A 12,271-nucleotide genomic window follows, 5' to 3' on the forward strand; every position below is an offset into this window, starting at 1 on the left:
TGCGGGCGGATTATTTTCCGGCCTTCGGCGCCGCATATGTGTCTCAAGCCCAATGTTTTAAATGTATATCGCTGGTCACTGGCAGCGGTAAATAAGTATATGAAGCCCAGTCATAACGGAAAAAAATGAAAAAAAAACAATTATTAGAAGAAGCAAAAGTATCCATTCTTTTGCACAATAGTGGTGCACAGCCATGCACAGATTCTGGTCAACCTACGCCCGACGAAATAGTTACCGTACTAATCAACGTTGAAAACCCGGGTTGCGATGATGATTTTACATTGTTCGTTGAGCTTCTGGAAGAGATTCCGGCGTGGATAATCGATGACAGCAATCCGAACGCGCGGACTAAAACAAACATAACTTTTCCTATGCACGGCGCAGGAGAGGCGTCTTTCTCCATGGCCAGCAGCAAGCCAGGACCTGTTACCGTTGCGGTTCATATTGATTACGAGGATGGAAGTAAAAGTAAAGAATTTGAGCAAAAAGTGCATTTTAGCGAGACATTTCCTGACACCATCGAGCTGGACTTAAGCAACGATGACGCACAGGCGGATGGACGCGCCACAATTGTGGCAATCGCTACGGCTAAAAAAGACGGAACCCCAGTTGAAGGAGTGACCGTCAAGTTTGAACTGCACCAACTCGATAGTGCTGCACGGTTCTTGGTTGAAGCAGGGATAGATATACAGCCCGATTCCGACGACAAAATAGCGTCAGGCCAAACCAATGAAAACGGGCAGGTTCAGATATCTTTTACAGACACGATCTCAGAAACCGGTGCGCTGGTTGGCTACTACAAGACGGATACGGAGCACAATACGCCAACAAAGGAAAGACCGTTTAAGTTCAGGTGGCCCGATGGAGTAAAAGTCAACCCTGTTGGCTTATCGTTGACTACGAACAGCACCGATGATTCGGAAAGACAATTGGTTGACTGGGGAGATTCTACGGCAAGAGCATTTGCGGATGGTCAGACGGAAATAACTTTGTTTGCTGCGGTCAGGGGTGAGAATAATCAGTTATTACAGCGCGGAAAAGTACGATTTAGGATAAAGGGAACGCACGCCAAATTTAGCGGCAATGAAGATTACCTTTCTAATAGTAAAACGCAGGCTATCCTCGATCTCGCTAAAGACACCGGTTATACAGCCAAATTGGCTATAACCTCCGCCGAAATGGAAGAAAGTAAAATTATAGTAGAACTATTAGGAGCAGATTCGACGGAAAATGACTCCCCCGAGGCTTCCGAATTAAACTATAGTTTTGGCGAAACTTGGTTCCATGTTCCCACCATCCGTGTTGAATTTCCAGGTAGCAACGTTGATAGAAGATATATTTACGCAAACGATCTGCATTCGGTAGACCTGCGTGTATCGGTCGAGTTTGCCGACTTCTATGGTAATCCAATTCAGGACCATTTGAAACCCAAAGATCCATTCAAAGATGCTAATTTGATTTCTTTCGAGCAGGCCGATGTACTGGGCACTGGTGTATCAGAGGGGTGGACTTGCGAGCCCCTTGCCGAAAATCCTTTCACAACTCCGATTCCGCCTAACAATCGCGAGGGTTTGCCGGGGTACTGGGGTGAGCTCGATGCGATCACGCCGGTCAGGGCTTTTGATGCAAATAAGACGTATTCGATTAGATGCGCTCCAACGGCGAAAACGTCTAGCTATCAGTTTGGGTTCGAGATTACTCCTACAGCTCGGCAGGTTGTCGCCAAGTCGGACTATGGAAATTATACATATCGGATGGCTGAGGATATCGCCTCTAAATCTATCCGGTTCTGGGCATTTGGCATTCCTTTGAACGAAGATCAGATGAAGACCATTACCACCATGCCAAAGATACAGTATTGCGTTGATGATTTTGATACGAATATTTCTGTCTATCCCGATAAGAAGCAAAACGATAAAGGTACATCGAATCCATCAGGGCGAGATAATCCTGAAAACTATTGGAGGCAGCGGTCTTGTACGGTAACCCTGAAAAAGGGAGACAACGAAAATTTTCTATCTCAGTGCAGAGTTTCAAACATAAGCGATATACCCAAAGATTACTCTATAAAATCAATCGCAAAAAATCTTTTCTATTATAAAATGTATTTTTGGCCAATAAATGTATATGACAATTCGGGGAATAATATAAGTGTTCCAGGTGAGCGTATCGTTTGTGGTTATAACGATGTCCCTCGTAGATTTGAGTTAAACGCGCGGCCCGGCGAGTTACACTTCGAATGGTACGCGAATTTTTCTGGTTGCTTCCCAGAAGAGACGCATCAGGTTAGTACTGAAGTAAAAGTGGATATATATGATCAGTATGGAAACTTCGGTAGCTTCACTATTACTGGCGCGAGCATGCCTACTTCAAACACGCAGGACGATTTTGATCAATGGAAAATATTGCAAGAGGGCACCACAAATAGAGCAGCAGGCCGGGCCTTATCTTCGCTACAGCGTGTACCTAACGATATTTTTCTCAAGGACAATACGAGCAGCACAGTAGGGAATCAGGTAGATCTAGGGAATGTTTGTTTTTATACGAAGAACTTCGGAAATGATGACTCGTATTATTATCTCACGGTTGGCAAAAAAAACAATACTGCGCCAAAATCCGATCTCTCGCTTCATGTACGTGATAAGTATAACTGGCCTGGTATAAACGGTGCTCTGAAATGCAATATCGTGACTTCCAATGGCGCTTACCCCGCCGAATGCAATTATATGCACGTGAAACATTTGTTTGATATACTATGGTTTTCTGTGCTGGAAGCAGATATTGTAGATCAAGGCAGTGGTAAAGACAATTTTAATGGCTTATTGACCGCCCTTCAATCAGATTCTTTGATGATACCTGAAAGGTGCAAGTATGTACTTTCTCCAGTGTGGGAAACAGGCGAGATTATGTTATATAGCGAGTACGCGAAACAGTATTGTTATTGTAATGGTGAGACTGATAGTCTCAGAATGGGTGTTTACGATGAGGGAAATGATAATTCACGAAAAAAATTTTGGTTTAGCGTGGAGAGACAGACGCCTATAACGGATACGGATGTCTTATGAAATTTATATCAGTATGTAATTTTATCTAAAATATTTGTCACGAAGGTGTTAAATAATGAATATAAGCAAATTGAGGAAAGACGAGGATTTATTAATTTTTTTAGAAAATAATGGAGCGCATACGAGTCGCGGCAAATCTTCCCTCGACGATAATGAAAAGATTATAGTTTATTTGGAAGTAAATTGGGTAGAGGAAGGAGAGAAATATATAATTAATGCGGAGCTTGAGGGCGCAGATGCGGCCTGGATTTTTACTGAGGATTGTATTGAACAAAAAACAAAGAGAAGTATTTCTTTTTCGATGGAAGGGCCCGGTAAAGTTGCATTCGTACTCGCAGCCGCGCAAGCCGGTATAGTCCGCATTAGGGCGCATATTCTGTATAGTTCGGGTGTTAAAAGTCCTATATCCAAAGCAAAAGCGTTTTTTTGTAAGTCATCTATATCTGAGGGAGGGATATCAAGAAGCTCTTCTGATGCGATTTCTTTTACGCCTATCGCGCTGTCATTTACGACTAAAGGCCGTAAGGAGCTCGTCGATTGGAACGGGCGCCCTGCAGTTGCGGCGGGCGACGGTAAGGCTCAGATCCAAGTTTACGCTATTGTGAAATCGGGAGATACTGCTTGGACCCATGGAAAGGTAATTTTCAGTATAGCAGAAGGTGAGGCTACTTTTAGTGGTGACGGCGATAATTACTCGGCAGATCATCGAGTCGTAACTGTTCCCTTGGGGGCCGACGGCACCACAAAACCATTACTCATGACGTGTTCGAAAGTCGGAGACGGCCTGGTTATTGCTGAGCTGGTGGCTGAAAATGTACCTGGAGGAGTTTTTCCACCAGCATCTGCAATCCCGTATAAGTTTGCTGATCCTTGGATAAGTGTCTCTCAGGTGGAAGCACGGTTTCTCGGTAGTACAGATAAGCAGAGATTTATCTATGCGAATGGACTTCACTGCACAGATCTACACGTGAGTATGCGGCTAGCAGGGCCTGATAATACTGCACTCGGTGAGAAGTACATACCTGAAAATCCTTTCGAGACTGCAAAATTAATCCACTACGATACTGGATCTGAGCTTGGTCAGAACGGGAAGCCGGGCGAAAAGGATATGGCGGCTTGGTCACAACTGAATATTCCAACCGCTTTCGTCGCGCCCCTATCGCATGTAACGTCTACGCCGACGAATGAAATCGGCGATCCCGCCGTTGTTTTAACAGACGAGGAACGAACCGGCGGTTGGGTCAGTAAAACTTACTATATAACTTGTTCCGACAATGCCAAAATCGGCGGGTATTATGCTTTTGGGTTAAGTATTGCTCCAAGCGGGCCGCAGATAGTGGCTGGAGATGGAAAGGGAAGCAGCGGACTTCCGGTAGCAGAAGAGGAAGAGAACGGAGCTCTGAAATTTTGGGTCAATGGAGTTGAGATATCCTCTGGGTATCAAAGAACGATAACGAGCCGTCCTGAATCTGGATATTCCACCCAACATTTGGATATCATTCGCTGTCCTTTCGGCGCTGGAAATCAATATGATAAAGGCCCGTACTATAGCGATGGGACTGATGATTCTGACAATTATTGGCGTCGCTGGAGTTTTAAGATTTCACTTAAGAACGGTCGTGATAATAGTTATATTTTCCAAAACAGAATCCTCGATGAGAAGCTCATAACAACGGACAGCGTGATAGCTGAGAAGTATCAGGACGGATATACATACCAAGTATATCTATGGCCAACAAATATATATAACAGTTATGGGGAGCAGATAAAAGACGATGGGGGTAAACCGATCGATTTTTCGGGTTCTTTTCGTCTTAGATCCGATTGGGGGGAAACTCCGGTTAAATTAAATGATGACGGACGATCACTATATATAGATTGGTATGCCACATTCTTCATCTGGAATCCAAGCAGTGATAAATCCTATTCTAAAAAAATACCTATAAGGATTTACGATCAATATGGCAATCATGGCGATTTTACAATAGACCCTTCTGATATTCCGGTTTACAACCGGGATGAATTAAAGAAATGGGAGATACTTCTTCCAGGAGCTAATATGATTGCCGAAGATAGCGTAGATAAATCCCATATTGAAGCACCGCGTAGATTTAAGCCAGATATGCGGAAGCAGAATGATTTTATACCGCCAAAAACGGTATATCTTAAGAGTGAATATGCGGCAAAGTCGGGCGATTATTACCTTTCTATTGCGAATAATCTACCAGACGAACCAAAAGCCAGGAATGCTAAGCTTCAATCATGGTCCGGAAGTAATTCGAATATAGCTATCAAAGTTGCTGAGTGTGAATATGCAGATATAAGCTCCTACCAATGTACGTTAGAAGCTCAACACTCTGTTGGATGGAGACTTTCCGGGCAATACCGTCTCTGGGATGAGCAAAATGGCATAAATGGATACTATACGAGTGGTTATGTCGGTATTTTTTCGACGTCAGGCGATGATTCGCAATCCGATGCTTTTAGATGTAAAATAACCCCCGTTTGGGAGACTGGTGAAGTTCTATTATATTGTATTGCAAGGAAGCTTCACTATTTCGCCTACAGCAGCGATACGTTGGTTGAGCAATATGATGCGTATATGCCACTTCATAAGTTGAACGATAAAGACAATAGATATAGATTTAAGCTTATATGCGAATGATTTGAGTTTCTAGTATATATTCCTATATTTTTTAATGTAAAAATAAAGGATGTATAAATTACATGAAGTGATAATAGATATATGGTGATTGTGATGGGAAATACGAAAATAATTGATAATGTTGGTATCGACATTTTTACTGAAGGTGATTATGCGGCTCCTTATGAAGGGAATGACCTTCCTGGCGAAGGCGAGGAGGTAATTGTTACCATACAAGTAAGTAATTTGCCTGAGAAGCAGAAGTACCAGTTATATGCTGATTTACTGCGTGCTGAAACAGCTTGGATTGTAGATGCTGATAGCCCAGGGTTGCGGTCAAAGAAAGATATAAGTTTTGATTTGGTCGGTAATCAAAAGCGGAGTTTTTCTGTTGCCAATAGCACCGCTACCGATATACTTGTTGGAGTGCGTGTGACGCTTGAACCCGACGGTACTGTCTTTCGAAACAAAACTCCAGCGCCGGTACATTTTGAAGAGCGGTTCCCCGATAAGGTTACTATCGAGTTAAGTCGCACTACCGCAGTGGCCGACGGAGCAACCCCCATAATTGCCACGGCTACTGCTTGGAAAAATAAGACCCCAGTCAGGGATGTCGTCATCGATTTTGAGCTTCATGACAATGATTGCTACGCAGTTTTCCAAAAAACCGATGGGGTAACAATTCCTGATACGGGCAAAGGAAAACTCGCTTCAGCTGTAACAGACAAGAATGGACAGGCTAGTGTTTCATTTACGGATGAAATGTCCGAAAAAGCTTTTATACTTGCTTATTATAGAACTGAAGATATCGAAGACCAACCAGAAGATGATAAGCCGTTCGAGTTTAGTTGGCCTGACGGGCTGCAAGTCACGGTTGTTGGTTTATCTGAAACAACTGTCGAGTCGGATAGTGTCCCGAAGGGAACGCTGGTCGAATGGGATGGGGAAAGCGTTCTTGCACCGAATGATGGACTTTCTCCTATGTACGTATTTGCTTTCGTAAGGACTGCAGACGGCAAACCTTGGACGCGCGGAAATGTTAGCTTCAAGATATGCGGACCCCATGCTCATTTCGAGAATTCTGATCAAGAGATTTTTCTGGAGTTGGACAAGGATACCGGCCAGACTCAACAGCTGCCGGTATTCTGTCTTACTTTGGAAAGTAATAGAATTCTCGCTAGAATGGTGTCGGGAAGTATGCCGGATGATGATGATCCGTCGGTGTCTTCGCTGTCTTATGACTTTATTGATACTTGGATGGACGTGAGCGAAGTGTCGCCAACCCTTGCTTATGTTCCCATTAGCCATGTAAAGCCTGAGCCTGAGCCAAGTTATAATGCGAAGTTTGAGATAGGTATAAAATTTTCTCGTAATAGTGTGCCTTGTAGTTCTTATAGGCTTGCGAAGGATGCTGATTTTTACTCTGTAAAGATTCTCGATTATGACGAAGGTGTGGAACTGGGAAGTGGAGATTCAGTATATTGGCAGTATGAATTTGATGCCCAAGGCCTTCCAACGACATCTGAAGCCGTTTCCAAAAATTCCGACCCAGCAATTGTGTGGCCGCGGGCTACTGTTATCGGTTTGGATAGTGCACCGAAACGATGGTGTAGCTTGGGTGTTGAAGTCACTGTGACGGGGGCCCAGATTCTCTCTACGGGAAGCCTGGGACTATATGGATATCCCATAGGGCGGACCCAGCAACAGACTTCAACAATTCGCTACTGTAAATCGGGAAGGCACCTGAACACAGGCCCCTTCATAGTCAAGGCACAACCAGACACGGGCTATTAATTTCGTTCTGCCTTATAAAAGTACTTCTGGTGTAGCCGTTAGGCAGCCATCAAAACAGGGATAACTGCTTGCCGCCTTTCTGGACGGGTTCGAACAGATCGGTGCGCAGGTGTTTGCGCTGGGTGTTAAAGCCGAGCTTGCGGGCGGCGATTTCGAATCTGCGGCCGATCTGCCAGGCATAAGGGCCGGTGCCGCGCATTCGCTTGCCCCATTCGGCATCGTAGTCCTTGCCGTCGCGCATCGAGCGCACCAGCGACATCACATGCCGGTAGCGGTCGGGATAATTGCGCAGCAGCCAATCCTTGAACAAGGGCGCTACTTCCAGCGGCAGGCGCAGCAGCACATAGCCAGCCTCGCGCGCTCCTTGCGCATAAGCCGCGTCGAGAATGCGCTCGATCTCGTGATCGTTGATACCTGGAATGACAGGTCCCATCATGACCGAAGCCGGAATACCTGCATCGGTCAGCTTGCGGATTGCCTGAAGGCGCAGGCTCGGCGTCGAAGCGCGCGGCTCCATCGTGCAGGCCAGATGCGCGTCCAGCGTCGTCACCGATAGCGCGACCTTGGCGAGACCCTTTTCAGCCATGCGGCTCAAAATGTCGATATCGCGCACCACAAGCGCCGATTTCGTTACGATGCCGACCGGGTGGTTGGCTGCCTCCAGCACTTCGAGAATTTCGCGCATGATGCGCCATTTCTTCTCGATCGGCTGGTATGGATCGGTATTGGTGCCGATGGCAATCGTCTTGGGCTGATAGCCAGCCTTCGCCAGTTCGCGTTCCAGAAGGCGCGGCGCATCCGGCTTGGCGAACAGGCGGGATTCGAAATCGAGACCAGCCGACAGCCCCATATAACTATGGCTCGGGCGGGCGAAACAATAGATGCAGCCATGCTCGCAACCGCGATAAGGATTGATCGAACGGTCGAAGCTGATGTCGGGAGAATCGTTGCGGGTGATGATCGTGCGCGGCTTTTCCACCTGCACATCGGTGTTAAAAGCGGGCAGCTCTTCCAGCGTGGTCCAGCCGTCGTCGAAATCCTCGCGCGTGGTCGGCTCAAAGCGTCCCGTCGGATTAATGCCCGCACCGCGTCCGCGCCGACGGCTGTGATCGATCCGCAGCCCCGCTTCGCCGACAAGCGCATTGGCATGCTCCGCACGGCCCGTGCCGAATGCGGCCATGTCTGCCTGCTTGATGATATCTGCGTGCTGGATAGCTGCCATCTTCATCTCCCTGCGGAGCTTCAAAGCATGTCCGGCAAAGCCTCTGACGGCTTGCATGCGGCAACGCTTCTGGTAATTGTCCGACTCTGTCTGATGAATCTATTCCTATCCGAAGAGTAAGAACAAATCAAGAACATAGTGCGTTCCGCTTTCCGTTCGCGCTCTGTTGATATAAGAAGCGCGCATGCTGTCCGTGATTATTGAAACGCAGAATTCCGAAAAGCCTCTGGCTCACACATTGTCGGCGCTTGTGCCAGCGGTGGTGGAGGGGCTTGTTCGGCGCGTTCTGGTGATCGACAAAGGCTCGTCGGATGAAACCGCACTGGTGGCGATTGGCGCCGGATGTTCGTTCAGCGATGGCGCGGATAAGGCGGCGGCGTTAAGCGAGATCCGCACGCCCTGGGTTCTGGTTCTCGCGCCGGGCGCTATTCCGCAGGATGGATGGGAAGAAGTTGCGCGTCGCCATATGGACGGCACAAGTGATCCGGCGCGGTTCACGCTGGCCGGGGAGCGCGGGCTTGGCGGGTTGAAGGCGGCAGTGTTCGGCAAGGGGCCGACGCTCGATGCCGGGCTTCTGGTTCGGCTGGATATGATCAAGCCTCTGATTTTGGACGGGATGGCTTTTGCTGGGCTTCCGCGTCAGCTGAAGCCGGTGCGGCTCAAGCATGGCATTCATCCGCCCACGCAGGATTGAAGCGGTCCCTAAGAGCCTGTTCCAAAAGTCGTCCTGTGTGGCTGCAAATGGCAATTTTCTGCGTTCCGGTGCTCACGTACTTTGAGTACGCTCCGCTCCGGTACTCGAAAATCACCATTTTCGCACACACATGCCGCTTTTTGATTCAGGCTCTAAACAGCAAAAGGCGAAGCACGTGCTTCGCCTTTTTGTAAGATAGCAGCTTTCGCTTCTATCTTGTTTAGTTCTGGTAGCTCGAAGGCGAAGCGTCGCCAAAACGATGTGCAGAACCGTCCTGATAGGTCGAACCCGACTGGATCGTCGCGGTTGCGGTGTGGTCAACGGTCTGCGAAGCAACCGGGGTACGGTCATTTGCATAGAGGTCGGCCGGTTCGCCGACATGCGGGTTTTCTGCGAAAGCAGCACCGGCGCTAAGGGCAACGGCAACGGCAGCAAGAGCAAGCTTTTTCATTTTCATATTCCTTTGAAGATCGCCCTTCGGATGGCACCCGAACCAATCGGGAAGCAAGTAAGGGCACCCGGGTGGCTCAGGCACCATCCTTCGGGGAGATAACTGTTGAAGCCGGATCGTTTGAGGCCCGGCCTTGGGCGTCAGCGTTCGAACGCGACGCCCGTTATGCAGCAGGCTTTGGCCTGATTAGTTCTGGTAGCTCGAAGGCGAAGCGTCGCCAAAACGATGTGCAGAACCGTCCTGATAGGTCGAACCCGACCGGATCGTGGCAGTTGCCGTGTGGTCAACGGTCTGCGAAGCAACCGGGGTGCGGTCGTTTGCATAAAGGTCTGCAGGTTCGCCAACATGCGGGTTTTCTGCGAAGGCAGCACCGGCGCTAAGGGCAAGGGCGGCAGCAGCAAGAGCAAACTTTTTCATCTTCATATTCCTTTTCATTAGCCGCGCGGACGACACCCAATTACTGGGTTCTGTCCGGGGCGTCCCGGGTGGCCGAAATGCCATCCATCAGGGAGGGGAAATCAATCGCCGGGATTGCTTGGGAGGATTCCGGCAGGGCGGGCGTCAGCGGCGTTTTCAACGCGACGCCCGTTATGCAGTCAGGCGTGGCCTGATTAGTTCTGGTAGCTCGACGGCGAAGCATCGCCAAAGCGATGAGCAGAGCCGTCCTGATAGGCCGAACCAGACTGGATGGTCGCGGTTGCGGTGTGGTCAACGGTCTGCGAAACAACCGGGGTGCGGTCATTTGCATAGAGGTCTGCAGGTTCGCCAACATATGGGTTTTCAGCGAAGGCAGCGCCGGCGCTCAGGGCGAGGGCAGCAGCAGCAAGAACAATCTTTTTCATTTCCTATCTCCTTGGAAACTGGAGCGGCGTTTCTTTTCGTCGTTCCGATGCAACTGAAATGGGTGACAATGGGCAAAAGTTCCAGTCACGAAAATGTTTTGTTAATCACACATTCGTGCTCGTTAATATTTGGAAACAATCGAAAATAGGAAAAATATATACGTAAAATCAACAGTTTGATTGATATACCAGCAATCACGTGACTGTTATATGACGCTTTTTGTTCATAAATCGCGAACAGACTGTCCGTGTTTATTGTCCAATAAGAGTGAACAATAGCTGCCTTTTGAATAAGGTGTTACTGACTATCAAAGGAGAATGGATTTCTGCGGGCTGCACGCAAGCGCAACGCAAGCAGAATCAATATCGGAGGAGGCGGGTTACAGCTGTGTGAGGGTTACGATGCAGCTGTGCCGGTCGCGATGACAAACCAGTCCGGCTTTTCGGCTCTCATGCGGGCTGCGGTCTTTTGCAGGGCGTCTTCGTCGGCGAAGATTGCAAAACAGGTCGCGCCGGAACCGGACATCTGGGCGTAAAGCGCATCGCCCGCCCGTAGCAGCGCAAGCTTGTCGCCGATTTGCGGAGCGAGCGCCAGGGCTGGCGACAGGAGATCATTGCGCGTCGTGCCAAGGTAATGGCAGAGCGCGCCGAGTTCATTCTGGTCGGGCGGCAGCAAGGCGGGATTGTTCCGCTTGTCGAGGGCGCGAAACACATCGGGCGTGGCAAGCGCCGTGCCGTCATTGACGAGCAGCAGGGGCAGGGCCGGAAGGCCCGTAACAGGTGCAAGGTCTTCGCCAATGCCGCGCGCCGTCAGTGGCGTGCCATGCGCCGCACCGTGGAGGCACATGGGCAGATCAGCGCCAAGCGCCAGACCGAGCGCGGCGAGCCGGTCGAAATCGAATTGGAGGTTCCAGAGCGTGTTGAGGGCAAGCAATGTGGCCGCCGCATCGCTGGAGCCGCCGCCAATGCCCGATGCTATGGGCAGGTTTTTCTCAAGATGAATGGCAACGGGCGGCAGATCGCGCCCGGAATGCGCGCGCAATGCATCGCGCGCCTTGAGCACCAGATTGCCGCCATCGAGGGGAACCGCCGAGGCGAAAGGCCCGCTGACCGTAAACCGGTCTTCCGGCGCATCGGCAACCGTTATCGTATCGCCATAGTGCGCAAAGACCACCAGCATGTCGAGCAGATGATAGCCATCGTCGCGCCGTCCTGTGACGTGCAGCGCGAGGTTGATTTTCGCTGGGGCAAGACGGGTAACAGACCGGCTGTCAGCAGGCCGGGCGCGCAACAGGGTGTCGGTCATCGGGGTTTAAGCGGATCAGTCTTTCTTGACGTAATATTCGCCGGTTTTCGGGTCCTGCACCAGCGTGCCGTTGGCACGGTTCTGCGCTTCCTTCTCGGCCTGACGAACGCGCTGCGACACGCGTGTGGCTTCACGCTTGAACGAGCGGTAGCCATACCAGGCGGCGATGATGATCAGCAGCAGAAAAATGAGCTGTGGCATGACCAAATTCCTTATGTGTCGTGTTGGGCGCGCGCTTATCGCACCCTGTCAT

The 12,271-nt window shown here is 49.4% G+C and carries 10 protein-coding genes and 1 pseudogene; 5 read left to right on the forward strand and 6 right to left on the reverse strand.

Features of this window, described 5'->3' with window-relative positions; translation table 11 throughout:
• Positions 1-125: 125 nt before the first annotated feature.
• From FIC94_RS14785 to FIC94_RS14795, 3 genes are all read left to right on the forward strand, one after another.
• Positions 126-3,065, forward strand: a complete 2,940-nt coding sequence (locus FIC94_RS14785) for an Ig-like domain-containing protein (protein ID WP_140025413.1) — start codon at positions 126-128, stop codon at positions 3,063-3,065.
• Positions 3,066-3,120: 55 nt separating this feature from the next.
• A complete protein-coding gene (locus FIC94_RS14790; RefSeq protein ID WP_140025414.1) occupies positions 3,121-5,730 on the forward strand; it encodes a hypothetical protein in 2,610 nt (869 codons plus the stop codon).
• 93 nt (positions 5,731-5,823) lie between these two features.
• The gene (locus FIC94_RS14795) at positions 5,824-7,503 is read left to right on the forward strand and encodes an Ig-like domain-containing protein (RefSeq protein WP_140025415.1); all 1,680 of its coding nucleotides are present in this window, start codon (positions 5,824-5,826) and stop codon (positions 7,501-7,503) included.
• A gap of 49 nt (positions 7,504-7,552) precedes the next feature.
• Here FIC94_RS14795 and FIC94_RS14800 read toward each other — a convergent pair whose 3' ends face one another.
• Positions 7,553-8,725, reverse strand: coding sequence for a PA0069 family radical SAM protein (locus FIC94_RS14800; protein WP_140025416.1), 1,173 nt, complete (start codon positions 8,723-8,725; stop codon positions 7,553-7,555).
• A 184-nt stretch (positions 8,726-8,909) separates the two neighbouring features.
• Between FIC94_RS14800 and FIC94_RS14805 the strand changes: the two genes are divergently transcribed.
• Together FIC94_RS14805 and FIC94_RS22885 are read left to right on the forward strand one after the other, a co-directional pair.
• Positions 8,910-9,419 (forward strand): glycosyl transferase, encoded by a 510-nt coding sequence (locus FIC94_RS14805; protein WP_140025417.1) that lies wholly within the window; start codon positions 8,910-8,912, stop codon positions 9,417-9,419.
• A gap of 47 nt (positions 9,420-9,466) precedes the next feature.
• Positions 9,467-9,598, forward strand: a pseudogene (locus FIC94_RS22885) (flagellar basal body P-ring protein FlgI); the annotation flags it as partial.
• A gap of 41 nt (positions 9,599-9,639) precedes the next feature.
• Here the strand turns inward: FIC94_RS22885 and FIC94_RS14810 are convergent.
• The 5 genes from FIC94_RS14810 to FIC94_RS14830 all read right to left on the reverse strand — a co-directional run bounded on the left by FIC94_RS14810 (position 9,640) and on the right by FIC94_RS14830 (position 12,219).
• A complete protein-coding gene (locus FIC94_RS14810) occupies positions 9,640-9,870 on the reverse strand; it encodes a hypothetical protein (protein WP_109368428.1) in 231 nt (76 codons plus the stop codon).
• A 186-nt stretch (positions 9,871-10,056) separates the two neighbouring features.
• On the reverse strand, positions 10,057-10,287 hold the full coding sequence (locus tag FIC94_RS14815; protein ID WP_140025418.1) for a hypothetical protein: 231 nt from the start codon (positions 10,285-10,287) through the stop codon (positions 10,057-10,059).
• A 194-nt stretch (positions 10,288-10,481) separates the two neighbouring features.
• Positions 10,482-10,712 carry a hypothetical protein gene (locus FIC94_RS14820; protein WP_109368430.1) on the reverse strand — a complete coding sequence of 77 codons (231 nt, stop codon included), beginning with the start codon at positions 10,710-10,712 and terminating at the stop codon, positions 10,482-10,484.
• Positions 10,713-11,109: 397 nt separating this feature from the next.
• Positions 11,110-12,018, reverse strand: a complete 909-nt coding sequence (locus FIC94_RS14825; protein WP_140025419.1) for a 4-(cytidine 5'-diphospho)-2-C-methyl-D-erythritol kinase — start codon at positions 12,016-12,018, stop codon at positions 11,110-11,112.
• 15 nt (positions 12,019-12,033) lie between these two features.
• Positions 12,034-12,219: a hypothetical protein gene (locus tag FIC94_RS14830; RefSeq protein ID WP_109368432.1), complete on the reverse strand. Its 186-nt coding sequence runs from the start codon at positions 12,217-12,219 to the stop codon at positions 12,034-12,036.
• Positions 12,220-12,271: the final 52 nt, after the last annotated feature.

Origin of the sequence: Ochrobactrum teleogrylli, assembly GCF_006376685.1 — a bacterium.
Classification (GTDB): Bacteria; Pseudomonadota; Alphaproteobacteria; order Rhizobiales; family Rhizobiaceae; genus Brucella; species Brucella teleogrylli.

Coding starts and splice junctions, on each gene's coding strand:
- FIC94_RS14815 (WP_140025418.1), bottom strand. CDS start 10,287: ATGAAAAAGTTTGCTCTTGCTGCTGCCGCCCTTGCCCTTAGCGCCGGT.
- FIC94_RS14785 (WP_140025413.1), top strand. CDS start 126: ATGAAAAAAAAACAATTATTAGAAGAAGCAAAAGTATCCATTCTTTTG.
- FIC94_RS14790 (WP_140025414.1), top strand. CDS start 3,121: ATGAATATAAGCAAATTGAGGAAAGACGAGGATTTATTAATTTTTTTA.
- FIC94_RS14810 (WP_109368428.1), bottom strand. CDS start 9,870: ATGAAAAAGCTTGCTCTTGCTGCCGTTGCCGTTGCCCTTAGCGCCGGT.
- FIC94_RS14830 (WP_109368432.1), bottom strand. CDS start 12,219: ATGCCACAGCTCATTTTTCTGCTGCTGATCATCATCGCCGCCTGGTAT.
- FIC94_RS14800 (WP_140025416.1), bottom strand. CDS start 8,725: ATGGCAGCTATCCAGCACGCAGATATCATCAAGCAGGCAGACATGGCC.
- FIC94_RS14795 (WP_140025415.1), top strand. CDS start 5,824: ATGGGAAATACGAAAATAATTGATAATGTTGGTATCGACATTTTTACT.
- FIC94_RS14820 (WP_109368430.1), bottom strand. CDS start 10,712: ATGAAAAAGATTGTTCTTGCTGCTGCTGCCCTCGCCCTGAGCGCCGGC.
- FIC94_RS14825 (WP_140025419.1), bottom strand. CDS start 12,018: ATGACCGACACCCTGTTGCGCGCCCGGCCTGCTGACAGCCGGTCTGTT.
- FIC94_RS14805 (WP_140025417.1), top strand. CDS start 8,910: ATGCTGTCCGTGATTATTGAAACGCAGAATTCCGAAAAGCCTCTGGCT.